Raw genomic sequence first — 24480 nt, forward strand, 5'->3', positions numbered from 1 at the left:
TTGATTGCCTCTCCAGAAAAGAAAGACCGGCTGCGGCGGAGGGGGCTGGAGCCAGAACTGCCAAGGACTTGCCTTCAGTCCGCTGTGTAGTCGATAGGGTCATAGGCATGTTGCCGGCCCAATGCTCCAGCCATGGATAGCAGGAACGCCAACCCACGGCGCACATCTGGCTCACCTGCCATGCGAAGAAGGCCAATTAAAGTAGGTGTTGTCTCGAGTCGCTCCATCCGGGCTGCGGCCATACGGGCCGCGTTGCCGGCTGACCATGCTGCAGATACGCTTTCTTCGAAAGCTCTGGCCAGCTTTTCGACCATGTACGCATCACTCATATCGACCGCATCGGCAGCCACTGAAAGCATGTCTACGACACGGTTCAGGCGGCGCCCTGCCAATAGAGGCTCGAGTTTGGCCATGAGTTCGGCCAAACCCTGAAGAGCGGCATCGTCGTTCAGCAGACCTGCACTGAGTTTCATGGCAGATTCGTGCTCGGCCATCGGAATATCGGTAGTGCTATTCATCTCGAATCTCCTTGTGTGCATCCATGAAGCTGGCTTAGACCAGAGCTCGTGCTACCGCCCAGTACAGGCCTCGATTGAAGCCCTTGCGCATCATTCCGCCGATCTTGGTGGGAGGCGTTGGCTTGACATCTGCTTTGTAGTCATACCAAAGAGGCATTCCGTTATCGAGTCCCATCTGCGCGATGGCCACAACTCGGCCGTCGTATGCGTCGCAAGTACGGTCGAAGCGGATTTGCGATGCGATGTTGTTGACGACAACAGGTGACTGGCTGTGGCAGGAGCCGCCGGCCTTGCTGACAGGAAGATCCACGGTGTCTCCGAGCACGTAGACATTCGAGGTGCCTAGCATTTGCATCGTCTCGTGGTCAGTGGGGAGCCAACCTTCGCCATCCTGTGCCTGGGACATACCGCTATCGCGTACGGCCTGTACTGCGCGAATGGGGGGAGTGGCCATGAGAATGTCGAAGTCTTCTGACTCACCCTCTTCCGAATAGGCGATTTTTGCGTCGGGGTCCACGTGCGACAACGTGAACCCGCGCTGATAACGTATACCGCGCTGCTCGAACACCGTGGGGAGGATCTCGCAGGTATCCCTCTGAAGGAACAGGCAGTTACGCAGCAATTGCGATACCGTGGGGTAGGTATAGATGATCTCCACCTTGTCTCGTACTCCGCGGCGGCGCAACAGATCGTCGAGCATCAGAGTCGTCTCGATCGGTGCGATGCCGCACTGGTGGGGGACGTTCGGGGTCTTGGGGAAGGTCACGGTGATGAATATTCGACCCTTCTCGATACGAGTCAGCTTGTCGGCCAATTTGCGGGCAGGCCCATGCTGGTAGAAATGGTCGCCGCCCTCGGCCAAGCCGGCAATGCGCTCTGGAGAAGGAACGCAGCCGGTGGATATCACAAGATGGTCGTAGTGAAAGCGTTTTCCGCTTTTGCATTGGACTGATTGAGCCGGAAAATCAAAGCTCTCCACTTCCTCGACTTGAAAGTCGATTTCAGGTCTCAGCAGTCCACGTTGTTTACGTCTCAGTTCGTCCCGGAAGAATGCATTGAAAGCCACATACATAAAGGCTGGCTTGTAATAGTGCCAAGGAGAATTGGAGAGCATGGTGATGCGCACCTTGCCGCTTAGCAGTTCCGGATATAACTTGACGACCAGATGATTGGCCGTCATGGTTCCGCCAATGCCACCGCCAATGCCACCGCCAATGATCAATATGTGATGCGCCATCCTGCTACTCCTTTTAACATTCAGTCGGAAAATGGCCGGCACCTGATAGGTGTCGGTTCGTGAAACCAAACTCAATCGGGCCGAAGCGAGCGCCATACTCCTTCCCACAAGGAGTCAAAGAGTTGTTCGAGTGGTGTGTCCACCAATCCGTCAAGGCGCAGGCAGATAATGCGGATTGCACTGCCATACATCAAACTGGCGGCAACCATGGGTTCCATTGAGCGAATCTCGCCGTCTTTCATGCCTGAGAACACAAAGCCGCGCATACGGACAAATGCGGAAGCGGAACAGATCGCTTGCTCCTCTGGTAGGAACTCGCGGTGGCGTGCGTTGACCACAAAACCCATTGCATCAGGCTCGGCTTCAGCCAAGGCGAACAGCATGCGCAGTACGGTTTCACAGCGTTCGCGGCTGCTTGCGTGCTGCACTTCAATTACATCCAGCAGCACATTCATGCGGGAGAGCAGGTGTCGATAAAGCTCCCTAGCAATGCCTTCCTTATCAGTGAAATGGTTGTAGAAATAGCCGATAGAAACTCCGGCCTCGGTGCATAACTCTTGGATTGAAGTGTTAAAGAAGCCATTCCTTACAAAAAGCCTCAGAGCCACACTAAGCGTTTGAATATGGCGGGAGCCGGGATTTGGAAAGAATGTCCAAGGTTCTTTTTGCATTGTAAAAATAGAATGAATCTTCGTTCTATTTTTCACGTAATGATGATATGGAAAACAGGGGTAAACCCTGTTTGCAGAAAATCGAAATTTCCAAATCTTTGGAGATTGCAATTTGGCTGAGCAGGTCTCTCGCCTTTTGCTTTTGCTTTTTGTGTATGGAGAGGTCGAAACTCTATGGGGCTCTCATATCTGATGAGTTAACTTTCTTGCGTCTGGCCACCCGGCGGGTGAGTGCGTTGGCCATATCAGTTGGCTCGAGTCTTTTGAACTATCTGGCAACGCCGCTCTTGGGCATGCTTTGTGTCCTCCTGCTTCCAGGGCTTGATACTCGAGACGCGCAAGCGGCGCGGTATCGGCCCTGGTGACAAGGCACTTCTGACGCTTGAGCCTCATCCCAGGGCTCGTATCGCAGCCATCCTGGTTCTGGAAAGAGGGGCTGTTGTGGTTCACTAAATTCGGGGTCACATGAGGCTACAGAAACAACAACCAGTTCAAGGCTGGCTAGGCATGGCAGGGCTTCACTTGCTTACACATCGAATACCCGTAAGCGATTGAATAACCTAGACTTATTGCTATGAAAAAGTTACTTGGAGTCTCGGCCTTTGCGCTGTTCTTGTCTGGCTGCTATGCACATCACGGGCATGGTTATGGGCACCGTCACCATGATGGGTACTACGGGCATCCGCACGGCCACAAGCATCATGGCCATCGGTCAGGTGGTCATGGAGGTGGGCATAAGCACCACGGCGGGCGTGGGAGCGGCCGGCGCTAGACCTGAAACGCAAACAAAAAAGCCACCTTCGGGTGGCTTGGTTTATCTGGAGACCGTTTAGAAAGCGTCGGCGCTGTACTCGCCTTCGGGTGGAGTCTGGGACAGTATCCGCAGAACCTCTTCGGGAGAGTGCGGGTCAGGCATTGGCGTCATGATCTCTTGATTCGTCGCTTTGAGTTCGGGATAGGCGGCGTACAGGTAGGTCATGGCTACTCCTTGAAGGGTGGATGGAAGCTGATGAGTCCCTTTTTAATGCTTGACTGTGGCAGTTCGTTGACAGGAATGTAAGTTGTGAGGTGTGCTCGCGAATTCTCAAACAGGCATTGCACGGTCTTGTTGTCCATTCGCTAGGCTGTTTGCACGGGCAGGAAAAGGCAGTGCGTGCAGCGATTCGGATCGCACTGCCAGAGAGGAATGAAGTTGCGCAAGGGGGGCATCCGCCCAAGCCGGGCCAGTGGCTCAGGGTATTGCGGCAGCGGAGGGGTGGGCAGCAAGCGCGATGGTGCCAAGTGGTTTGGCCATGGTTTTTCATCCTCTTCGGGCTCGTTGCCGCAACGCAGGGCGGCGGGTCAGTAGCGGCGATGGCCGGGTTTTGCTGGATGCTTGCCGTTAATCTGGTGCAGGACTCTGCTAGCCATATGCGGTGCGTGATGGCGTAGTCGAAAAGCTCTGACCGGTGCTCCAGACGGGAGACAGGCTTGTGATTGCGCAACGGTATTTGGCCGTGCTGCTGTGGTTGGCGACTTGATTGGCTCGATCGTGGAAAAAAGGCTTGGCTAATAGGAGAGGGCCGCTGGCTAGCTAAAACGCTGCAAGCCCCTGCTTGTCAGCGCCCCACGATGAAGAGGTGGTACAGCGACTCGCTGCACCATGGGATGAATCATAAACGCAATTGAGAATCGTTTGCAAATAACCGTTTGATTCCCAGGACTATAGAAAGACAGGATCGATGTCTAGAGGCATGAAACTGAATGGTGCCAAGAGTTGCCGGATAGATGCGGGCGCTGGGTTCAGGGCCGTTGGAAGAGGCTGCGATGTGTCAGTGCCGAGGAACGGTACCAGCCTCTGCGGCAGGAAGATGAGCATTGCCTTCTATTCTGGACTGGGTGCTGGACAGGCTCAGTTTGTACTGCAAGCCGCGTCCATGAAGCTCCATCGCGTGTTGTTTGCAGCCTATGTCCTGCAGAAGGAGCACTTGAATTCTGTGCGCTGGCGTCTGGTCAGGGCCGCCATGATGTCGAATCCACGGTCGGCGTTCCCTCTGGTCGATATTTCGGATGCTGCTGACGTATCTTGATAAGGAATGCTCCAATAGCGGTCATTCATCGCAATACTGAGGCATATGCCCTGGTTGCCTGGCGGTAGCCAGCGGCGTGACCATAGTTCCAAGCATGATCCGCTGGCGCCTTTGTTTTGGGCTTGTCGTTGTGAACAATTGATGGCGTGCAAGGGTTTGCATCACATGGATGCCTTGGCAGGTTCCACGGCCGTAGGCCTCACTAGCGCTTAACTTTGACCCAAGCCGCATTTCGCGGCTTTGTTCATAAGGAGGACATCATGAATACTGATCAAGCCAAGGGCACGCTGAAGGATGTGGAAGGCAGGATTCAGGAGAGGCTTGGTGAGCACATGGACAGTCCTGAGCAAGAAGCCAGGGGGATCGCAAAGCAGGTTGAAGGCACCGCTCAGAAGAAGATAGGTGATCTGAAAGAAGCGATTCAAGAGGCGGCCAAAAGGTAAGCTGCACGAGCCCTAACGAGCAAAGCCCGCTAGGTTGGCCAGTTGACTTTTGTGTTGCTTCATGAGGGGATTCATTACTGAATATCTATTCATGCTGTAAATTTATACATGTGTGCTACAATGCAAACGTCGGGGAAATCATGCAGGCGCCTAGGAATGGTGGTCGGCCCCCGACGCGGAATATCGCGAGGTGGAGCAGTCTGGTAGCTCGTCGGGCTCATAACCCGAAGGTCGTTGGTTCAAATCCGGCCCTCGCAACCAATAAAGCCCTGGCCGGAAACGGTCAGGGCTTTTTGCCATCTGTCTGTCATATTTCGAGAGCAAGATACGCATCGCTAGGTTCAGGTTGTAGCACTGAAAGATGGCTTAACCCCTGGCGCCAATTCCAAAGCCCTGGCCGTAGCAGCCGGGGCTTTTTCTTTTGCCTTCTGCCCGCCGAAAGCTGGTTGCTGCGGCCCTGGTTCTGTCTTATTCCCTTGAGCCGGCCAAGGCCGCGCCCGGGTGGCATGTCGCGTGGATGATGCGGGCTGCTTCATCGCTCACGGAGAGCTCTTGCTTGTGTCACTTTGGGCTGAAGGTGTGCAAGCTCGAATTAGGGGAGGGGCTGCCAGTCTTCTTGCCATGAGGGCGCAATGCATCGATGCTTCGTGCCGGCCTCACAGGGGGCTAAGGCGGTTCTTAGTCTGCCAAGCCGCAAATAAATATGATGGCGCGTATAAGCCGGCAAGGTCGCGAAGCGTAGACAGACAAAAGGGGTTAGATCTTTCGATCTAACCCCTTGTCATTTGGTCGGAGCGGCGGGATTCGAACTCGCGACCCTCTGCTCCCAAAGCAGATGCGCTACCAGGCTGCGCTACGCTCCGAAGCCTCTATTCTAACTACAAAAAATTGCGCATCTTTTGAAAGTGGCGAATTTTTGATGATGAGGCGCTATTTATTTTGAACGAGGTGTCGTGGGGGCCGGGCCACGGTTGGCCAGGTGGCGGAAGGTAATACGGCCCTTGGTCAGATCGTAGGGCGACATTTCCAGCGACACCTTGTCGCCAGCCAGAATACGGATGTGGTGCTTGCGCATCTTGCCGCCGGTGTAGGCAATCAGTTGGTGACCGTTGTCCAGCGTGACGCGAAAACGCGAGTCAGGCAGGACTTCCGTCACGGAACCTTGCATTTCAATCAGTTCTTCCTTGGCCATTTGTTCAATCTCTCAGAAAAGGTCAGTTGCGGCGCTTGCTCGTCATCACCACGGAAAAGGCCTGAGCAGTACAACTGCTCAGGCCTCAATGTGGCAAGGGCGCTGCGCTGTTTGCGCAGACCGAACAAAAGGCCGATATCCAATCAAGCCATGCTGTGAAACAGCATTCAGCTAAACATTGGAATTGTAGCGTCTCGCCTTCGCTTATGCCCTCATAAAGGGGTAAAGCGTCGCAGCGATGAGACGGGTGCATAGGTCTTTGTCATGACGCTTGCATCATTGAGATATCGCGCCTGGGCGGTGGCCTGGATGGGGTAAAACGCCTGTAGCCTCCAAAGACAGCCGCCGCTGCCGTGGTCTTGGCTAGAATCCTGTTCGACAGCTCTATAACTTTGATAGCAAAATTCCATTGTGTCTGATCGACTCGCCGTACTTTCCCAATATTTCTTGCCCAAGCAGGCGCTGACCGCGCTGATGGGAAAACTGGCGCAAGCCGAGGCCGGCGGATTGACGACGGCAGTCATTCGTCGCTTTATCCAGCGCTACCAGGTGAACATGGCCGAGGCAGCCAATCCCGACCCCGCAGCCTACAAGACCTTCAATGCCTTTTTCACACGTGCGCTCAAGGACGGTGTTCGTCCTCTGGCGCAGGCGGACTGGATTTGCCCCGTAGATGGTGCGATCAGTCAGTTCGGCAGGATCGAAGGCGAGCAGATCTTTCAAGCCAAGGGGCATCAATACAGTGCGACTGCTCTGGTGGGAGGGAATGCGGCTCTGGCGCGTCAGTTCGATAACGGCAGCTTTGCCACGATCTATCTGAGCCCGCGCGACTATCACCGCATTCACATGCCTTGTGCCGGCAAGCTGCGCAGCATGACCTATGTGCCAGGGGATCTGTTCTCGGTGAACCCGGTAACCGCACGTGGCGTACCCGGCCTGTTTGCGCGCAACGAGCGCGTGGTCTGCGTGTTCGATACCGATCATGGGCCCTTCGTGCTGGTGCTGGTGGGCGCGACGATCGTGGGCAGCATGGCCACGGTGTGGCATGGTCTGATCAATCCTCCGCGTCCAGGCCATATCAAGACCTGGAATTACGAAGGTGACGAAGCGGTGATGCTGGCTAGAGGCGAGGAGATGGGCCGCTTTCAGCTTGGCTCCACGGTGGTCATGCTGTTCCCGCAAGCGGCAGGTCTGCAGTTCAATCCGCAGTGGCAGCCGGCGGTGCCGGTGCAACTGGGTCAGGTCATGGCCAATGCCCAGGCCAAGCTGGGCTGATAGCCGGGCTCCATAGAAAAAGCCGCTGATGCCATGAGCTCAGCGGCTTTCTTGCTTTGAGGGATCAAAGAAACCAGGTCAGCGGTTCGGGCCGGCGTTCGGTGGTGAACACCGTGGGGGCAAGACTCAGTCGATCGGGCTTGACCGGGTCGTCGTGACCTCGGAGGTAAACCATCAGTTCGCGTCTGCGCAAGATGACATGGCTGACGATTTCGCGTCGGCCATTCTGAGTGACCTCGGTGCCGGGCCGAAACAACGGCATATGAAACAGGCCACTGCGTGTGGTGGGCGGCGATGCCGCAACTTCATTGGAGGCGAGCTGCATGGGCTTTCCGTAGTAGTGGTGACTGCTTATCGGCAGCGAATCATCAAACTAAAGCCCGAATTGCCGGGTCTGGTTCAACCGGGTTGGGCCAGGGCCTTGAGCAGCTCGGTTTCCATGCGCAACTGGCTGCTGTTGTCCTGCAGTTCAGGGCCTTCGATGAGGAAGGTGTCTTCCACGCGCTCGCCCAGGGTGCTGATCTTGGCCAGATGCACGCTGATATGGTGCTGTGCCAGGATGCGGGCAATGATGTAGAGCAGGCCGGCGCGGTCTGACGCGGAGATGGACAGCAGCCAGTGCTGGGCTTTTTCATCGGGGCGCAGGATGACGCGCGGAGCGAATGGAAAGCTTTTGACGCGGCGCGACAGCCGTCTTTGCGACGGCGTGGGCAGCGGGCCGCCCTGCAGCAGTGTCTGCGTCAGATCGCTTTCCACCATGTGCATGAGCTCGCGGTACTGCTCCTGCATGGTTGGGGCGACGACCTGGAAGGTGTCCAGTGCGTAGTCGTTGTTGGCCGTGTGCACACGTGCATCGAGGATGGAAAATCCGGCCCGGTCGAAGTAGCTGCAGATGCGGGCAAAAAGATCGGGCTGGTCGGGTGCATAGACCAGCACTTGCAGGCCTTCGCCGGCCAGCGACCGCCGGGCGCGCACCACGGGCTTGCCCTGGCCCACATGGCGTGAGAGATGGCGGGTATGCCAGGCGATGTCGGCCGCTTCATGGCGCATGAAGTAGCTCACATCCAGTGTCTCCCAGAGTTTCTTGTGGGACTCGAAGGGCTGGGCGGACAGGGCCAGCTGCACCAGTGCCTCACGCTTGCGGGCTTCGATCTCGGCAGCGGCATCCGGGGCGCGGCCACCTAGCACGCGCAAGGTCAGGCGGTAGGTGTCTTCCAGCAGCTTGCCTTTCCAGGCGCTCCAGACCTTGGGGCTGGTGCCGCGAATGTCGGCTACCGTCAGCAGGTACAGGGCGGTGAGCTTGCGCTCGTTGCCGACGCGTTCGGCAAAGGCACGAATCACGTCGGGGTCGGACAGGTCCTGCTTCTGTGCCACCTGGCTCATGGTCAGATGCTCGCGCACTAGAAACTCGACGAGCTCCGCATCGGCCTTGTCGATCTGGTGGGCGCGGCAAAAACGTTTGACTTCGACGGCACCGATCACGGAGTGATCGCCGCCACGACCCTTGCCGATGTCGTGGAAGATGGCAGCCAGATACAGGATCCAGGGCTTGTCCCAGCCTGCGGCAAGCTGGGAGCAGAACGGATACTCATGGGCATGCTCGGCCATGAAGAAGCGCCGCACATTGCGCAGCACCATCAGGATATGCTGGTCCACGGTGTAGACGTGGAACAGATCATGCTGCATCTGCCCCACGATGCGGCGGAAGGGCCAGAGATAGCGGCCCAGCACCGAGGTCTGATTCATCAGCCGGATGGCATGGGTGATGCCGCGCGGCTGCTGCAGGATCTTCATGAAGGTGGCGCGGTTGACCGGGTCGCGACGGAAGGCGCTGTCCATCACATCGCGGCTGGCATACAGCGCTCTCAGGGTTCGCGTCGACAGACCCGTCAATCCCTCATGCTGCTCATACATGAGAAAGGTTTCGAGAATGGCATGCGGATCGCGCTCGTACAGATCGTCGCTGACCACCTCGATGGTGCCGGCCTTCTCGCAGAAGCGATCATTGAGCTGGATCAGTTCGTGAGAGCCGGGGTTCAGGCGCTCCTCGATGCTCATGCGCACGATCTGGCACAGCTGGGTCACTGCCTTGGCGGCCCAGTAATAGTGGCGCATCAGGGTCTCGCCAGCGCGCATGGCCAGTTTGCGTCCCTCCGGCGTGTTGGAGCGGTAGCCGAAGGCTTCGGCCACGGCGGTCTGCAGGTCAAAGACCAGCCGGTCCTCATGGCGGCCGGCAGCGGCATGCAGGCGGGCACGGATCAGGCTGAGCAGGGATTCGTTGGATTCGAGCTGCTGGACCTCGAAATGGGTGATCAGGTCTTGCTCGGCCAGCTCGTGCCAGCTGTTGCCGAAGCCTGCGGCCTTGGCCAGCCAGAGCATGGTGTGCAGATCGCGCAGCCCGCCGGGCGATTCCTTGCAGTTGGGCTCCAGCGAATAGGGCGTGAAATCGTATTTGGCGTGGCGCTGGCGCATTTCCAGCAGCTTGCCTTCGACAAAAGCCTTGGGATCAAGTTGTGCGCGGAACTGCTGTTCGAAGTCGGCAAACAAGGCCTTGCTGCCGGTGATGCGGCGTGACTCCAGCATGGCGGTCTGTACCGTCAGGTCCTGCGCGGCCTCCTGCAGGCATTCGGCAATGCTGCGCACGCTGGAGCCGATTTCCAGGCCAGCATCCCAGCAACTGCTGATGAACTGCTCGATGCTGGCCGCCAGTTCCGCAGCCGGCGGTGCACTGCTTTGGGGCAGCAGCACCAGCACATCGATGTCCGAGTAGGGAAAGAGCTGGGCGCGTCCATAACCCCCCACGGCCAGCAGGGCCGCGCCTTGCGGCATCTGCGCGCGCTGCCAGAGGGTGCGCAGAAGACCGTCGGCCAGTTCACTGAAATGGTGCAGCACTCCGCGCACGCTGCGTCTGCCCAGCGTGGGGTTGCGCAGCAACTCCATCTGCCGGGCCTTGGCCTCGCGGTATTGCTCGCGCAGGCCCTGTAGCGAGGAGAGGTCGGAGGCGTCGGCAGAGTTGGCGTAGGAGTGGGCAGAGGAGGTCATGCGCAGTAGAAAAAAGCGTTTCAACAGGGCAAGTGCTTGAGCGTCACCTTAACCCAACTGACTTGGGCTTGAGGCCTGTGATGGCAAAAAGATGAGCGCATGGCGCTTGCAGCACAAGGTCTACAAGCAAAAAATATGCCGCATCCGGCTTTGGCCAGATGCGGCATGCAGGTCAGCGGCAGCAGTGCGCTCAGGTGCGGATGGCCGTGATGAAGTCGGGCGGGGTGGGCGAGCCCTCGGACCAGGTCAGCACGTCATAGCCGGTCTTGGTGACGGCCAGCATCAGCTCCCACTGGGCAGTCAGGCTGCGGTCCTTGGTGACGACGGTCCAGCCGTCGGGCATGGCCTTGATGTCGCGCTTACCCAGATTCAGCATGGGCTCGATGGTGAAGACCATGCCTTCTTCCAGCACCACGCCTTCGCCGGGGCGGCCGTAGTGCAGCACCTGGGGCTCGTCGTGGAACACCTTGCCGATGCCGTGGCCGCAGTATTCACGCACCACGGACAGGTTGTTGCTCTCCGCATAGGTCTGGATGGCGTGGCCGATATCGCCCAGCGTGGCACCGGGCTTGACCTGGGCAATGCCCTTCCACATGGCCTCGAAGGTCAGCTTGGATAGCCGCTTGGCCGCAATCGTGCCTTCGCCAATGATGAACATGCGGCTGTTGTCGCCGAACCAGCCGTCTTCGGTAATGATGGTCACGTCGACATTGACGATATCGCCCTTCTTCAAAGGCTTGTCGTTGGGGATGCCGTGGCACACCACATGGTTGACCGAGGTGCAGACATAGGCCGGGTAGGGCGTCATGCCTGGGGGCTGATAGCCCAGGCAGGCCGTCTTGGTGCCTTGCTCGGCCATGCGCTTGGCGCACAGATCGTCGATCTGCTGGGTGGTGATGCCGGGCTTGATGTGGGGGGTGATGTAGTCCAGCACATCCGAAGCAAAGCGGCCTGCAACGCGCATGCGCTCGATGTCTTCGGGAGTCTTCAGTGTGATGCTCATGGTCGCAATTATCCCATTGCGCGCTTGAACATGCAGGGCTTGTGGGTGTGAGCATTCGGACTAACCCCGAGGCACGGTAAAATCCGAGGCTCACCGAATTCAGCGCTTTGGCCCGGTCCTCTCAGGCAGGGGATTGACCAGGACGCTTTTCAACAGCCTTCACATAAACAGGCCGCCACGTGACATTGCATCTGACACAGTTTGAGGGTGGAAACGCCCTGAGCTCGTTCCGCGCCCAACAGCTTCTGACCGATCTGGTCGCCATCCACCCCAAGATCACCGGCGTATCTGCACGCTTTGTGCACCTGGTTGCCACCGAGGGCGCAGTTGCGCCCGCATTGCAAGAGCGCCTTTCGGCGCTCTTGACTTATGGTGACCCCTATAAGGGCAGCGTTGAAGGCCTGGCCTTCATCGTCACTCCCCGCCTGGGCACCATCTCGCCCTGGGCCTCCAAGGCCACCGATATCGCGCGCAACTGCGGCCTGAATGTGTTCCGTGTGGAACGCATGACCGAGTATCGCGTGGACGTGAAGTCCGGCCTGCTGGGCGGCAAGCCCGAGCTCTCGCCGCAGCAGACGGCACAGATTGCCGCCTTGCTGCACGACCGCATGACCGAGTCCGTGTTTGCGACACGTGCTGAAGCCGAGCAACTGTTCACCACCCTGGCGGCACAACCCATGGAGTTTGTGGATGTGCTGGGCGGTGGCCGCGCAGCGCTGGAAACCGCGAACAAGCAATGGGGCCTGGCCCTGGCCGAAGACGAGATCGAGTATCTGGTCAATGCCTTCAACGACCTCAAGCGCAATCCCACGGATGTGGAACTGATGATGTTCGCGCAGGCCAACTCCGAGCACTGCCGCCACAAGATCTTCAACGCCAAGTTCACCATTGACGGCGTGGAGCAGGAAAAATCGCTGTTCGGCATGATCCGCAACACCGAGGCCTGCTCGCCCCAGCACACCGTGGTGGCTTATGCCGACAACGCTTCCATCATGGAAGGCCATGAGGTTGAGCGATTTGTCGCCAAGTTCGATGCCAAGGCAGGCGCAGTCAGCGCTCCCAGCTATCAGAAGCAGGCGGCTACCAACCATGTGCTGATGAAGGTGGAGACACATAACCACCCTACGGCGATTTCGCCCTTCCCCGGTGCATCGACCGGCAACGGCGGCGAAATCCGTGACGAAGGCGCAACCGGCCGTGGCTCCAAGCCCAAGGCCGGCCTTACGGGCTTCACCGTTTCCAAGCTCTGGGGCAGCGAAGTAGGCAAGCCCGAACATATCGCCAGCCCGCTGCAGATCATGATCGAAGGCCCTCTGGGCGGCGCGGCGTTCAACAACGAGTTCGGCCGTCCCAATCTGACCGGCTATTTCCGCGAGTACGAGCAGCAGGTCGGCGACATCACCCGTGGCTACCACAAGCCCATCATGATCGCCGGCGGCCTGGGCGTGATCGATTCCGAACTGACCAAGAAGATCGAGTTCCCGGCGGGCACGCTGCTGATCCAGCTGGGCGGTCCCGGCATGCGCATCGGCATGGGCGGCGGTGCGGCAAGCTCCATGGCTTCGGGCACCAATGCAGCAGAACTGGACTTTGACTCGGTGCAGCGCGGCAATCCCGAGATCGAGCGCCGTGCGCAGGAAGTCATCAACCATTGCTGGCAGCAGGGCGCCGAGAACCCGATCCTGGCCATCCACGACGTGGGGGCCGGTGGCATCTCCAATGCCTTCCCCGAGCTGACCAACGATGCCGGGCGCGGTGCACGCTTTGACCTGCGTGCCGTCAAGCTCGAAGAGTCCGGCCTGTCGCCCAAGGAAATCTGGTCCAACGAATCGCAGGAGCGTTACGTGCTGGCCATCGCTCCCGAATCGCTGGAGCAGTTCACGGCCTTCTGCGAGCGCGAGCGCTGCCCGTTTGCCGTGATCGGCACGGCCACCGAAGAGCGCCAACTGGTGCTGGAGGACACGGCGGTCGAGTCCGGCGACCAGAAGTTCCCCGTGGACATGCCCATGAACGTGCTGCTGGGCAAGCCGCCCAAGGTGCACAAGGATGTGACCAGCGTGGAGCGCGAGCTGCCCGCCATGGACCTGACCGGCGTGCCGCTGGAAAAGGCCGTGATCGAAGTGCTGGCCCACCCCACGGTGGCTTCCAAGCGTTTCCTGATAACCATTGGCGACCGCGCCGTCGGCGGCCTGACCCATCGCGACCAGATGGTCGGTCCCTGGCAAGTGCCGGTGGCCGACGTGGCCGTGACCCTGGCCGACTACAAGGGCTTCAAGGGTGAAGCCATGGCCATGGGCGAGCGCACACCGCTGGCCGCCATCGACGCGCCCGCCTCGGGTCGCATGGCCGTGGCCGAAGCCATCACCAATATGCTGGCCGCGCCCATCGAGCTGTCCAAGGTGAAGATGTCGGCCAACTGGATGGCCGCCTGCGGCGAAGCCGGTGAAGACGCTGCGCTGTACGCCACCGTCAAGGCTGTGGGCATGGAGCTGTGCCCCGCGCTGAACATCTCGATTCCCGTGGGCAAGGACTCTCTGTCCATGCGCACGCAATGGAGCGAGAACGGCCAGACCAAGAAGGTCACCTCGCCCGTGAGCCTGATCATCACCGGCTTTGCCTCCATCGACGATGTGCGCACCACGCTCACGCCCCAGCTCGACGCCGAGGTGGAAGACAGCACCCTGGTGCTGATCGACCTGGGCCGCGGCAAGATGCGCATGGGCGGCTCCATCATCGGTCAGGTGCTCAATCAGTCGGGCAACGAGGTGCCGGATCTGGACGAGCCCAAGGATCTGATCGCCATGGTGGATGCAGTGAATGCGCTGCGCGCCAAGGGACTGATTCTGGCCTACCACGACAAGGGCGACGGCGGCCTGCTGGCCACGGCCGCCGAAATGGCCTTTGCCGGCCATGTGGGCGTGGCCTTGAATGTGGACATGCTGATCACCGAAGGCGACGGTATCTCCGACAGCCGCATGGATAGCGGCGAAGGCAAGAACTGGGGCAAGCAGGTCTCCGGCCGCCGCGAAGATCTGACCCTTCGCGCGCTGTTCAACGAAGAGCTGGGCGCCGTGCTGCAGATCAGGACGGAAGACCGTGCCGAAGTGCTGCAGGTGCTGCGCGAACATGGCCTGATCCAGTGCAGCCATGTCATCGGCAAGACCCGTCCCGCCTCGTCTCCCGTGGACGCAGGCAAGGGCGAGCTGCAGGTGTGGCGCGATGCGAACAAGGTGTTCGGAGCAACTCTGTCCGATCTGCACCAGGTCTGGGATGCCGTGAGCTGGAAGATCACCCAGCAACGCGACAACCCCGTCTGCGCCGACAGCGAGCATGCTGCCGCTGGCGAACCTGCCGACCCCGGCATGCATGTGCATCTGACGTTCGATCCCAAGGAGAACGTGGCAGCGCCCTTCATCAATGTGGCCTCCAAGCCTCGCGTGGCTGTGCTGCGCGAGCAGGGCGTGAACTCCCATGTGGAGATGGCCTACGCCTTCACCGAAGCCGGCTTTGATGCAGTGGACGTGCACATGAGCGACCTGCAGTCCGGTCGTGCGCAGCTCAAGGACTTCGCCGGTGTGGTGGCCTGTGGCGGCTTCAGCTACGGCGACACCCTGGGTGCGGGCATTGGCTGGGCGCGTTCCATTACCTTCAACGACCGTCTGTCCGAGCAGTTCCAGGCTTTCTTCGGTCGCAGCGACACCTTCGGTCTGGGCGTGTGCAACGGCTGCCAGATGTTTGCCGAGCTGGCCGATATCATCCCTGGTGCGCAGGACTGGCCGCGCTTCACGCAGAACCAGAGCAACCGCTTCGAAGCGCGTCTGTCCATGGTCGAAGTGCTGGAGTCGCCCAGCCTGTTCCTGCAAGGCATGGCCGGCTCCCGCCTGCCCATCGCCGTGGCACATGGCGAGGGTTATGCCAACTTCCAGTTCCGTGGCAATGCCGAGCAAGTGGTCAAGGCCATGCGTTATGTGGACAACCACGGCCAGCCTGCCGAACAGTACCCGTTCAACCCCAACGGCTCGGCCGGTGGCCTGACAGCAGTGACGACGGCCGATGGCCGTTTCACGGCGATGATGCCTCACCCCGAGCGCGTGTTTCGCAATGTGCAGATGAGCTGGACCTCGGGCGACAAGTCCGAATTCAGCCCCTGGATGCGCGTCTGGCGCAACGCCCGCAAGTGGCTGGGTTGATACCCGGGTACTGCTAGCGCAATCAAAAGGCTCTGCATTCTGCAGAGCCTTTTTTCATGGTTCATGGTCTTCCCGGAGGCCGACTTCAAGGATCGGGTGAACTGCTTTCCGCGTCCTGTCGGAAGCGTAGGCCTAGATCGTCTCCAGTTGCTGCATCAGATGCTGGCGCATCAACTCGGCCATCTGCGCGGCTGGCTTCGCATCTATATGCCAGCGGCCATAGCTGGTAAGAATATCGAAGCCTCGCCGCATGTCCGGCACATGGTGGCTCAACGCATAGCCGATCAACTGCGCTTGGTGGCAGGCAATCTGGGCTTGTGGCACGGTTGCCGGCGCCAACGAAGCTGCTGCCGCAAAAGCCTTGCCATCGGCACGCTGATCGAAAATGTCCTGGCTCATGACTCAAAACTCCAGTCGGGCCTGATCTGCAGGTCCTGGCGTTGGTGTTGAATAGCGCATGCTTTCAGCTGCGCTGATTTGCCCGCGACAGTCGTGCATGGATAGCTGATGCTTTGACAGCATCAAGTCCGTAAACGCCGGACTCAGACATAGGCTGAAATTGTCGAGCGCTACAGAACACATTCGTAGAGTGCCTGTTGTCAGAGCAGGCAAGATCCGTTGCCGACACTGCACCGGCTGTTGATCGGGAAGCGGCTATCTGGACTGTTCCGTGTCCATTGGGCGACCGTAGGCCTTGGCTCTCAAGTCATGTGCGGGCCTGCGCGTGGGGATGTAGCTGCTTCATGTCAAAATCTACTGATTGATGTGAATAGGTGCAGCAGCTCTGTGCAAAGGGCTGCTGCTTTTTGCCTCTAGTGCGGTGCTGTGAAGCGGCGCTAGCTTGGCTTAGGTATGGCAATAGTACGCAAATGCGTATATTTGTCAATATTGAGTTATACATATGGGTATTGGTGCGCGTTTGCGTGAGGAACGAGAACGCCTTGGCTTAAATCAGGAAGGGTTTGGCCAACTTGGCGGTGTGCGCAAGCAGGCGCAGCTGCTCTACGAGAAAGACGAACGAAAGCCGGATAGTGATTACCTTGTTGCAGTTGCCGCAGCAGGTGTTGATGTGCTGTTTGTGCTGACCGGCCGGCGCCAGTCGGATCTTCCAGCGGGGGATGCCGGCGAACAGCTCTTGCTGGAGAACTTTCGACGCTGTTCGTTAGCTGCCAGACAGAATCTCTTGCAGTCCTCTATCTTGTTGGCAGCGGGCTTGCCAGCCGAAGCATCGTCAGTGGCTAATTCTCCGACCCAGAGCCGACTTCCAAGGCTGTGACACAGGGCGTGTATGGCGTCGAAAGTGTCCTGGTCGATTTGACCCAGAGCATTCAGACCCCTGGTAGCAATTTGACAGCCAGATAGGCAGCAAGGTGCAATTGCGGGCAGCTTGCGCGGAATGAGCACCGAAGCCGGGCTGAGCCATTGGTAAGCAAAAGTAGCAAGCATGCCGTGGCTTGGCTGCTGCGGAGTCGGTACTTGCATCTGCAGCAGCGTCGGCAGGCTGAATGTTCACCGGGAACAGAGGTACCGCAGCTCGACGAGGAAGCCGGTTGATGCATGTCACCCAGCTTCTCTATGTTCTGATTTTTTGCACGTTTTCATCGGCACAGTGCCATGGCGATGATAGGCTGACGCATTGCGCGCAACAGTTTGCGCGGTCGGTCAAACCACAGTTTTTGCCGCGCTGAAAACACAGTTTCAGCAAAGTGCGGACGAGGTTTTCCGAGGGTAGTCTCGCACTCGCCCTTGGTACGTAAGCGCCTCGAACTATCAAGATATTGCGTCGATTCGGGACGGGAGACATTGGTGTCGCGTGTATTAGCAACGGAAGCGGAAGTTTTGGCGCTGTCGCCGGATGCTGCGTCATCCAAGGCGGCCAAGGGACTGCAGTCCCTGAGCAAATGGCCGAACACAGGCAGCAATGATGCTGCGGTCTGGGGGGAATGCCAGGGCAGCGGCAGCAAGCCGTATCAGACTCAGGTCGATCTGAGCGGGCCGGCCTTCAAGTGCTCCTGCCCCAGCCGCAAGTTCCCCTGCAAGCACGGGCTGGCGCTGATGCTGCTGCGCGCAGGCGGCCAGGTGCCGGAGGGCGGAGAGCCCCCGGAATGGGTCAGCAACTGGCTGGGTGGTCGTCAGCAAAAAGCCGAGCAGAAAGAGGCCAAGGCGGCCGCCATTGCCGCTGCGCCAGTTGCGGATCAGGAGGCTCTGGCCAGACAGCAGGCCAAGCGCGAGGACAAGCGCTGGGACAAGGTTGCTGGCGGCATGCAGGAGCTGTCGCTATGGATGCAGGACATGGTGCGCACCGGCCTGGCCAATCAGGCCGGCGACAGCCAGACGCGCCAGCACTGGAACACCATGGCGGCACGCATGGTGGATGCCCAGGCCACGGGCATGGCCGCGCGTATCAGGGAAGCCTGGGAGCTGGTGGACAGCCACCCGACCTGGCCGCGTGACCTGCTGGTGCAGCTTGGCCATTGGCAGCTGCTGGTGGACGCGGTGCAGCGGCGCGACTCGCTGAGCCCCGAGGTGAAGGCCGACGTCATGGCTGCTCTGGGCTGGCCCATGGACAAGGCCGAAGTACAGGCCCGTGGCGAGACCATCAGCGACGATTGGCGGGTGCTGGGTCAGCGCCTGATTGAGCGCGAGGGTCGCCTGCTGGAACGCCGAGTCTGGCTGCAGGGCCTCAATACCGGCCGCGCTGCCCTGATGCTGGACTATGCCCAGGGCGGGCGAGGATTCGAGACGGCCTGGGTAAGCGGCAGCGCTTATCGCGCAGCCTTGAGCTTTTATCCGGGCAGGGCGAGCCTGCGGGCGGTTGCCGTCAATGGGGTTGAAGCAATCGACAGCTCCGATGCCGCAGCCCTGACGGTCAAGGCTCTGGGCGAACCGTTGCAACAATTGGGCGAGCGCATTGCCGCCAATGCGCTGCAGCCGGTGCAGCCGCTGTGGTGTGCGGATGCCCAGCTGCTGTATGTAGAGGGGCAATGGCTGGTGGGCTGGCCCACAGGACAGAGCCAGGCGGCACCCGTGCCTGCGGTGATTGCCGATGACGAAGCCTGGCGGCTGCTGGCGCTGAGTGGCGGCACGCCTCTGGCCCTGTTTGGCGAGTGGGAGTCCGGGCCGCAACTGGGGCGCTGGCGTTTGCTCAGTGCCTGGCAGCAGGATGCTCACAGCCAGGTCTTGTCCCCCATCTGGCAGAACCAAGGAGAGATGCGATGAGCAGCGCCAATTTGTGGGCTGCGCTGCAGCAGTCAAGTCTGGTCGGCGCGGACAGGCTGGCCGTACCTGCGGTGTTGACCGCGCAGATTGACGCCGCAGCCAGCCCCGGTTTGCAAGCCATGCAAGCCGCCTGGCTGCAGCCGGCTGCGTCAACGGCTGCACAACTGCTCAGAGCCAGCGCCGTCGCCGCCGTCCTGGAGCGAGCGGGCTGGCAACCCGGTGCGCAGGTCAGGCTCGGTGCGCTTTTGAGCTCCCCAGCACTGCCTGCCGACGAGTCTCGCCGCGCGTCCGATGATGAGCGCTTGCATGGCCTGATGCGTGATGTGCTGCAGCATGGGCCCGAGAACATGCTGGCTCCTATGTTCCATGCCCTCGATCAGGCCGGACAGCGCTTGCCTTATGCACTTCTGGTCGATGCTTTGAACGAAGGCCGCCGTTCGGTGGAGCTGCGTACCTGGCTGACGCCGGTGCTGGGCGAGCGAGGACGCTGGCTGGCCGGGCTCAACCCGCAATGGAGCTATGCCAGCGGCGTGCAGGAGACAGCCAATGCAGAGCTGATCTGGCAGGAAGGCTCCATCGAGCAGCGCGTGGCGCTGCTGCATAGCGAACGTGATACCGATGCAGACCAGGCCCGCGCCAGACTGGAAGCTAGCTTGAAGGAGCTCAATGCCAAGGAGCGTGCGCCAATGGTGCTGGCTCTGGGCGTGGGGCTGTCCATGGCGGACGAGCCGCTGCTGGAAAAGCTGCTGACCGATCGCAGCAAGGAGGTGCGTGAGAACGCGGCCCGCCTGCTCTCGCGCCTGCCGCAAAGCGCGCACAGCCTGCGCATCCTGGGCTGGCTGCAGTCCATGCTGAGCCGCAATGCCAAGGGGGAATGGCAGATCGAGCCGCCCGAGGAGGGCAGCAAGGACTGGGAGCGCGACGGCATTGCACTGCAGCCGCCGGCCTATATCAAGGGCGTGAAAGCCTGGTGGCTGCAGCAAATGGTGGAACTTGCGCCGATTGACTTCTGGCTGCAGACCCTGGAGATGACGCCCGAGCAGCTCTGGGACTGGAGCCGCCGCAGCGACTGGAAGACCGCCCTGCGCCAGGGCTGGCTGGCGGCGCTGCGCGATCAGCCCGATGTGCGCTGGATTGCGCTGCTGCAGACCATGGAGCGCGATGCGCGGGCCGAAGCGCTGCTGCCGGCCCTGCTGGACCGACTGAGCCAGCAGGAGCGCGAGGCGCTCTGGCAGGCGCAGCTGCAGCAGGCCAAGGGCAGCCTGGTGGATCGCATCAACACCATCGAGAGCAGCATGCCCGTGGTTGGCGTGTTTTCTCAATCCATGTCGGAGCAACTGATGGACGCTCTGGACAAGGCGCTGGGCGGCAAGCAGGCCACGGGCAGCTGGCATAGCTGGCAGGCCGACCAGGCCGTGCTGGCCTGCGCGCGCCGGCTGCATCCGGCCGTTCTGCCGCGCTTTGTGTGGCTCTGGCGTCAACCTGCACAGGCTGAGAAACCTGCCGCGCCAGAGCAGCAGCCCGAGGCCGCAGCCCCGTCAGGGCTGGCCGGGCTCTGGCAAAAGCTGGTATCCAAGGTGGCCGATGCGGCCGAAGAGGCCACTACCGTTGCTGCGCAAAGCACCCTGACGCCCGAACAACAGGCGCGGCTGGAGCGCGCCCGCCTGCGCCCCTGGGATGACGAGCGCGTGCTCGAGCAACTCAACCGTATCACCGATCTGCGCATGGCCCTGCATGCCGCGCTGAGCGCCTAAGCCTTCGAATTTTTCTGCATTCAACCCGAAAGTCATCATGAGCCAAGTACTACGTCAGCACGCCGAGGCGCAATTTGCCGAAGAACTCGATGCCCTGCAGAAGGTGGACGACCGTCCGCGCCCGCCCAACTGGAAGCTTTCGCCCTGGGCCGTGCTCCAGTATCTGATGGGCGGCAAGCTCAGCAACGGGTTTGAGCTCAGCCCCAAATACATTGGCAATCCGCGCCTGATGGAGATTGCCGTGTCCACGCTGGCCACCGACCGTGCCCTGCTGCTGTACGGCGTGCCCGGCACGGCCAAATCCTGGGTGTCCGAGCATCTGTCTGCGGCTGTGAGCGGCGATTCGACCATGCTGATCCAGGGCACGGCCGGCACCAGTGAGGAGCAACTGCGCTATGGCTGGAACTATGCCCAGTTGCTGGCCCATGGTCCGTCCGAGAAAGCGCTGATTCCCAGTCCGCTGGTCCATGCCATGAAGCTGGGCAAGATCGCCCGCATCGAGGAGCTCACACGTATTCCCGCCGATGTGCAGGACACGCTGATCACCGTGCTGTCCGAAAAGACGCTGCCCGTGCCGGAGCTGTCCATGGAGTTCCAGGCCGTGCAGGGATTCTCTGTCATCGCCACGGCCAATAACCGCGACAAGGGCGTCAACGAGTTGTCGAGCGCATTGAAGCGCCGCTTCAACACCGTGGTGCTGCCTGTACCTGCCTCGCAGGACGAGGAAGTGCAGATCGTCACCAAGCGCGTGGCCGAGCAGGGGCGGGCGCTCCAGTTGCCAACCGAACCGCCTGCGCTGCAGGAAGTGCGCCGCGTGGTGCAGATCTTCCGCGAGCTGCGCCACGGCCAGACCGAGGACGGCAAGACCGTGCGCGTGAAGTCGCCCAGCTCCACGCTGTCCACGGCGGAGGCCATCTCGGTCATCAACAGCGGCATGGCGCTGGCCGGCCATTTCGGCGATGGCGTGCTGCGCGCGGCCGATGTGGCCTCGGGCCTGCTGGGAGCCGTGATCAAGGACCCGGTGCAGGACACGGTGGTGTGGAAGGAATATCTGGAAACCGTGGTCAAGGAGCGCAGCGACTGGAAGGATTTGTACCGCGCCTGCCGCGAGCAACTGTAATTCGGCGAGCGGCTGCCACAGCCCTTGATACTTCGTTGCTTTGTCTCGCCGTAGCGCTGCTACTGTCTTCGACAAAGACGCCTCGTCTCAAGCGCGAATCTTCGATTCGCTGGGCTGTGCCAACCGCATTGAAATGCAGTCGCTCCTCAAGAATTTCTGATTGACCCAGCCCATGGCCACTTCCGCTGATTCTGTTCATTTCTTTGGCATACGCCATCACGGCCCGGGCTGCGCGCGCAGCCTGTTGCAGGCGCTGCAAGCACTGCAGCCCGATTGCCTGCTGGTGGAAGGCCCGCCAGAGGGGGAGGCGCTGCTGCCCATGCTGCAAAGTGCCGAGCTGCGCCCGCCCGTGGCCATGCTGGTCTATATGCAGGACGAGCCCAGCCAGGCCGCGTTCTATCCATTTGCCGAGTTTTCACCCGAATGGCAGGCATTGCAGTGGGCCAGTCGCCAGGGTGTTGCCACGCGCTTCATCGACCTGCCCCAGACCCATGGCATGGCCATCGAGTTTGCGCGACGCGAAGCGCTGAAGAAGGCGGAACAGGAGGCAGAGGCTGCTGTGCAGGCGGTGGCTGTCCCGGACTCGGAGCAGGATGCACCGGATGTCGCGGAGGCCGCGACGCTGGCCGATATGCAGGACGGTGACGAGCACGGGTTGCAGTTGGACATCCCGGCACCGCCCCCTCAACACCTGCACCGCGATCCGCTGGACTGGCTGGCCCATGCCGCAGGCTTTGACGATGGCGAGAGCTGGTGGAACCGTCTGGTCGAGGAGCGCGGCGACAGCGAAGCACTGTTTGAAAGCATTGGCGAGGTGATGACGGCAGCTCGCGAAGAACTGTCCAAGGATGGCGAACATTGGCGCGGCGAGGAATACATGAAGCGCGAAGCACTGCGCGAAGCCCATATGCGCCAGTGCATTCGCGAGGCGATCAAGGCCGGTCACCAGCGCATTGCCGTGGTCTGTGGCGCCTGGCATGTGCCGGCGCTCAAGGCCAGCGTGACGGCCAAGGCCGACAGCGCACTGCTCAAAGGCCTGCCCAAGGCCAAGGTGATGGCGACCTGGGCCCCCTGGACCTACCGCAACCTGGCCAGCAGCAGCGGCTATGGCGCGGGTGTGACTTCTCCGGGTTGGTACCAGCATCTGTGGCAGTGTTATCAGTCGTCCCAGGGTTTGGATTCAAATCAGCCTCAAACGCTTGATGGTAAAGCGCAAGTAGCTATCAAAAACGAGGTTTCTCCAGCCACGCTGCGCACGGCGGGCTGGCTGACGCGCGTGGCCCATCTGCTGCGCGACAAGGATCTGGACTGCTCCAGCGCTCACATCATCGAGGCCACGCGTCTGGCCGAGGGCCTGGCGGCGCTGCGCGGCCAGCCCATGCCCGGCCTGGAGGAGATCAACGAGGCCATAGTCACCGTGATCTGCATGGGCGAGGACGCGCCGCTCAGATTGATCGATGAGGAGCTGACCGTCGGTCATGTGCTGGGCCAGGTGCCCGCCGATGTACCCCAGGTGCCACTGCAGCGCGACATTGAGCAGCAGCAGAAATCGCTGCGCCTCAAGCCCGAGGCGGCAAGCAAGCTGCTGGCACTGGATTTGCGCAAGGACACGGATCTGGCACGCAGCCATTTCCTGCACCGTCTGCGCCTGCTCGGCATTGACTGGGGCGTGCGCGCCACTGATGCCCAGCGCAACCGGGGTACTTTCCGCGAAAGCTGGCAGCTGCAGTGGGAGCCCGAGCTGGCAGTGCGCATCATCGAGGCCAGCGTGCACGGCGCGACCGTGGCCCAGGCCGCCACGGCCAAGCTGCGCTCCAGCCTGACGACCGAGACCTCGCTGCCCGAAATCGCGCAGGCCATCGACGATGCGTTGCTGGCCGATTTGCCGCAGCTGGTCGAAGCCCTGATCGCCACGCTGGCCCAGCGTGCAGCTACCACGGGCGATGTGGCCCAGCTGCTGCAGGCCTTGCCGCCGCTGGCCAATGTCTATCGCTATGGCAGCGTGCGCCAGACCGATACCGCCTTGCTTGCCGGCGTGATCGATTCGCTGGTGCTGCGCGCCGCCATCGGCCTGCCTGTTGCCTGCATGGCCATGGATGAGGATGCTGCGGCCGCCATGAAGACCAAGGTGCTGGCGGCGCACGAGGCACTGCGGCTGCGCACCAGCGACGGCCAGGCGCAACAGGCGGTGGATGCCTGGCGTCTGGCACTGCGCAGCCTGGCCATGGGGGATGCCGCAGCGGCGCTGCTGCGCGGCATGGCCTGCCGTTTGCTGCTGGATGAGCAGTTGCTGGAAAGCGCTGAGATCGTGCGTCAGTTCAACCGAAATCTTTCGCTGGGCGCGGCGCCCATGGATGTGGCCGCCTGGCTGGACGGTTTCCTGAACCAGCAGGCGCTGGTGTTGCTGCATGACGAGTCCATCTGGGGTGCTGTCGATGCCTGGCTCAGCGGTCTGGGCGAGGTGCAGTTTGCCCAGATTCTGCCGCTGGTGCGGCGCAGCTTCTCGACCTTCAGCAATCACGAGCGCCAAAGCCTGGGCGACAAGGTCAAGCGAACTCCTGTGGGGGGCGCTGCGGCACCTGGTCCTGCTGTGGGCGCTGCGGACGACGCCGCGCCCTGGGATGAGTCGCGTGCCTTGCGGGCCTTGCCCGTGCTCAATGAGTTGCTGGGATTGAATCTGCCACAGGCGCTGATGGGACAAGCCCAGGCAGCTACCGATTTTGATGCGGCTGCGGCCAGGGTGTGAC

The 24480-nt window shown here is 60.7% G+C and carries 19 protein-coding genes and 2 tRNA genes; 11 read left to right on the forward strand and 10 right to left on the reverse strand.

The window, feature by feature from the left end:
* Positions 1 to 74 precede the first annotated feature (74 nt).
* From CSE6_RS10590 to CSE6_RS10600, 3 genes are all read right to left on the reverse strand, one after another.
* Positions 75 to 518 (reverse strand): DUF1641 domain-containing protein, encoded by a 444-nt coding sequence (locus CSE6_RS10590; protein WP_034360105.1) that lies wholly within the window; start codon positions 516 to 518, stop codon positions 75 to 77.
* Between the two features lie 34 nt (positions 519 to 552).
* The gene (locus tag CSE6_RS10595) at positions 553 to 1755 is read right to left on the reverse strand and encodes an FAD/NAD(P)-binding oxidoreductase (protein WP_059440484.1); all 1203 of its coding nucleotides are present in this window, start codon (positions 1753 to 1755) and stop codon (positions 553 to 555) included.
* Positions 1756 to 1826: 71 nt separating this feature from the next.
* Entirely contained in the window at positions 1827 to 2462 is a 636-nt protein-coding gene (locus CSE6_RS10600; RefSeq protein WP_238585679.1) for a TetR/AcrR family transcriptional regulator, read from the reverse strand.
* A gap of 605 nt (positions 2463 to 3067) precedes the next feature.
* On the opposite strand from CSE6_RS10600, the gene CSE6_RS10605 reads away from it, so the two are divergent.
* A complete protein-coding gene (locus tag CSE6_RS10605) occupies positions 3068 to 3259 on the forward strand; it encodes a hypothetical protein (RefSeq protein WP_131324615.1) in 192 nt (63 codons plus the stop codon).
* Here the strand turns inward: CSE6_RS10605 and CSE6_RS26065 are convergent.
* Positions 3256 to 3405 carry a hypothetical protein gene (locus CSE6_RS26065; RefSeq protein ID WP_003066434.1) on the reverse strand — a complete coding sequence of 50 codons (150 nt, stop codon included), beginning with the start codon at positions 3403 to 3405 and terminating at the stop codon, positions 3256 to 3258. The genes CSE6_RS10605 and CSE6_RS26065 overlap by 4 nt on opposite strands.
* Before the next feature lie 871 nt (positions 3406 to 4276).
* Between CSE6_RS26065 and CSE6_RS10610 the strand changes: the two genes are divergently transcribed.
* The 3 genes from CSE6_RS10610 to CSE6_RS10620 all read left to right on the forward strand — a co-directional run bounded on the left by CSE6_RS10610 (position 4277) and on the right by CSE6_RS10620 (position 5199).
* A complete protein-coding gene (locus CSE6_RS10610; RefSeq protein ID WP_034407691.1) occupies positions 4277 to 4495 on the forward strand; it encodes a hypothetical protein in 219 nt (72 codons plus the stop codon).
* A gap of 260 nt (positions 4496 to 4755) precedes the next feature.
* Positions 4756 to 4938 (forward strand): CsbD family protein, encoded by a 183-nt coding sequence (locus CSE6_RS10615; RefSeq protein ID WP_059440539.1) that lies wholly within the window; start codon positions 4756 to 4758, stop codon positions 4936 to 4938.
* Between the two features lie 184 nt (positions 4939 to 5122).
* A tRNA-Met gene (locus tag CSE6_RS10620) sits at positions 5123 to 5199 on the forward strand.
* A 525-nt stretch (positions 5200 to 5724) separates the two neighbouring features.
* Here CSE6_RS10620 and CSE6_RS10625 read toward each other — a convergent pair.
* Both CSE6_RS10625 and infA read right to left on the reverse strand, forming a co-directional pair.
* Positions 5725 to 5801: transfer RNA gene (locus tag CSE6_RS10625), tRNA-Pro, on the reverse strand.
* A gap of 71 nt (positions 5802 to 5872) precedes the next feature.
* A complete protein-coding gene (gene infA, locus CSE6_RS10630) occupies positions 5873 to 6130 on the reverse strand; it encodes a translation initiation factor IF-1 (RefSeq protein ID WP_003056533.1) in 258 nt (85 codons plus the stop codon).
* Positions 6131 to 6541: 411 nt separating this feature from the next.
* Here infA and asd point away from each other — a divergent pair, with 411 nt between their 5' ends.
* Positions 6542 to 7405, forward strand: coding sequence for an archaetidylserine decarboxylase (gene asd / locus CSE6_RS10635; protein ID WP_059440488.1), 864 nt, complete (start codon positions 6542 to 6544; stop codon positions 7403 to 7405).
* A gap of 64 nt (positions 7406 to 7469) precedes the next feature.
* On the opposite strand, the gene CSE6_RS10640 is transcribed toward asd, so the two are convergent.
* From CSE6_RS10640 to map, 3 genes are all read right to left on the reverse strand, one after another.
* Positions 7470 to 7730: a hypothetical protein gene (locus tag CSE6_RS10640; protein WP_003056528.1), complete on the reverse strand. Its 261-nt coding sequence runs from the start codon at positions 7728 to 7730 to the stop codon at positions 7470 to 7472.
* Positions 7731 to 7804: 74 nt separating this feature from the next.
* Positions 7805 to 10447, reverse strand: coding sequence for a [protein-PII] uridylyltransferase (locus CSE6_RS10645; protein ID WP_059440489.1), 2643 nt, complete (start codon positions 10445 to 10447; stop codon positions 7805 to 7807).
* A gap of 190 nt (positions 10448 to 10637) precedes the next feature.
* Complete coding sequence (gene map, locus CSE6_RS10650) at positions 10638 to 11450, reverse strand: type I methionyl aminopeptidase (RefSeq protein WP_039048430.1); 813 nt, start codon at positions 11448 to 11450, stop codon at positions 10638 to 10640.
* Between the two features lie 179 nt (positions 11451 to 11629).
* On the opposite strand from map, the gene purL reads away from it, so the two are divergent.
* Positions 11630 to 15640 (forward strand): phosphoribosylformylglycinamidine synthase, encoded by a 4011-nt coding sequence (purL, locus tag CSE6_RS10655; RefSeq protein ID WP_059440490.1) that lies wholly within the window; start codon positions 11630 to 11632, stop codon positions 15638 to 15640.
* A 132-nt stretch (positions 15641 to 15772) separates the two neighbouring features.
* On the opposite strand, the gene CSE6_RS10660 is transcribed toward purL, so the two are convergent.
* Positions 15773 to 16039 (reverse strand): hypothetical protein, encoded by a 267-nt coding sequence (locus tag CSE6_RS10660; protein ID WP_059440491.1) that lies wholly within the window; start codon positions 16037 to 16039, stop codon positions 15773 to 15775.
* 502 nt (positions 16040 to 16541) lie between these two features.
* On the opposite strand from CSE6_RS10660, the gene CSE6_RS10665 reads away from it, so the two are divergent.
* The 5 genes from CSE6_RS10665 (at position 16542) to CSE6_RS10685 (ending at position 24479) form a co-directional block, all read left to right on the forward strand.
* Complete coding sequence (locus CSE6_RS10665; RefSeq protein ID WP_034351660.1) at positions 16542 to 16916, forward strand: helix-turn-helix domain-containing protein; 375 nt, start codon at positions 16542 to 16544, stop codon at positions 16914 to 16916.
* 563 nt (positions 16917 to 17479) lie between these two features.
* Positions 17480 to 18859 (forward strand): SWIM zinc finger family protein, encoded by a 1380-nt coding sequence (locus CSE6_RS10670; protein WP_083994714.1) that lies wholly within the window; start codon positions 17480 to 17482, stop codon positions 18857 to 18859.
* The gene (locus tag CSE6_RS10675) at positions 18856 to 20613 is read left to right on the forward strand and encodes a DUF5691 domain-containing protein (protein WP_059440492.1); all 1758 of its coding nucleotides are present in this window, start codon (positions 18856 to 18858) and stop codon (positions 20611 to 20613) included. The genes CSE6_RS10670 and CSE6_RS10675 overlap by 4 nt, the downstream gene beginning before the upstream one ends.
* Before the next feature lie 37 nt (positions 20614 to 20650).
* Positions 20651 to 21733, forward strand: a complete 1083-nt coding sequence (locus CSE6_RS10680; RefSeq protein WP_034383694.1) for an AAA family ATPase — start codon at positions 20651 to 20653, stop codon at positions 21731 to 21733.
* Positions 21734 to 21905: 172 nt separating this feature from the next.
* Positions 21906 to 24479, forward strand: coding sequence for a DUF5682 family protein (locus tag CSE6_RS10685; RefSeq protein ID WP_059440541.1), 2574 nt, complete (start codon positions 21906 to 21908; stop codon positions 24477 to 24479).
* Position 24480: the final 1 nt, after the last annotated feature.

It is taken from the genome of Comamonas sp. E6, from assembly GCF_001010305.1.
Lineage (GTDB): Bacteria > Pseudomonadota > Gammaproteobacteria > Burkholderiales > Burkholderiaceae_C > Comamonas > Comamonas thiooxydans.

Excerpts from the sequence above, each read along its gene's own strand:
- infA (WP_003056533.1), bottom strand. The coding sequence starts at position 6,130 with ATGGCCAAGGAAGAACTGATTGAAATGCAAGGTTCCGTGACGGAAGTC.
- CSE6_RS10610 (WP_034407691.1), top strand. The coding sequence starts at position 4,277 with ATGAGCATTGCCTTCTATTCTGGACTGGGTGCTGGACAGGCTCAGTTT.
- CSE6_RS10660 (WP_059440491.1), bottom strand. The coding sequence starts at position 16,039 with ATGAGCCAGGACATTTTCGATCAGCGTGCCGATGGCAAGGCTTTTGCG.
- CSE6_RS10680 (WP_034383694.1), top strand. The coding sequence starts at position 20,651 with ATGAGCCAAGTACTACGTCAGCACGCCGAGGCGCAATTTGCCGAAGAA.
- CSE6_RS10605 (WP_131324615.1), top strand. The coding sequence starts at position 3,068 with ATGGTTATGGGCACCGTCACCATGATGGGTACTACGGGCATCCGCACG.
- CSE6_RS10595 (WP_059440484.1), bottom strand. The coding sequence starts at position 1,755 with ATGGCGCATCACATATTGATCATTGGCGGTGGCATTGGCGGTGGCATT.
- CSE6_RS26065 (WP_003066434.1), bottom strand. The coding sequence starts at position 3,405 with ATGACCTACCTGTACGCCGCCTATCCCGAACTCAAAGCGACGAATCAA.
- CSE6_RS10685 (WP_059440541.1), top strand. The coding sequence starts at position 21,906 with ATGGCCACTTCCGCTGATTCTGTTCATTTCTTTGGCATACGCCATCAC.
- map (WP_039048430.1), bottom strand. The coding sequence starts at position 11,450 with ATGAGCATCACACTGAAGACTCCCGAAGACATCGAGCGCATGCGCGTT.
- CSE6_RS10615 (WP_059440539.1), top strand. The coding sequence starts at position 4,756 with ATGAATACTGATCAAGCCAAGGGCACGCTGAAGGATGTGGAAGGCAGG.
- CSE6_RS10675 (WP_059440492.1), top strand. The coding sequence starts at position 18,856 with ATGAGCAGCGCCAATTTGTGGGCTGCGCTGCAGCAGTCAAGTCTGGTC.
- CSE6_RS10645 (WP_059440489.1), bottom strand. The coding sequence starts at position 10,447 with ATGACCTCCTCTGCCCACTCCTACGCCAACTCTGCCGACGCCTCCGAC.
- CSE6_RS10590 (WP_034360105.1), bottom strand. The coding sequence starts at position 518 with ATGAATAGCACTACCGATATTCCGATGGCCGAGCACGAATCTGCCATG.
- CSE6_RS10665 (WP_034351660.1), top strand. The coding sequence starts at position 16,542 with ATGGGTATTGGTGCGCGTTTGCGTGAGGAACGAGAACGCCTTGGCTTA.
- CSE6_RS10640 (WP_003056528.1), bottom strand. The coding sequence starts at position 7,730 with ATGCAGCTCGCCTCCAATGAAGTTGCGGCATCGCCGCCCACCACACGC.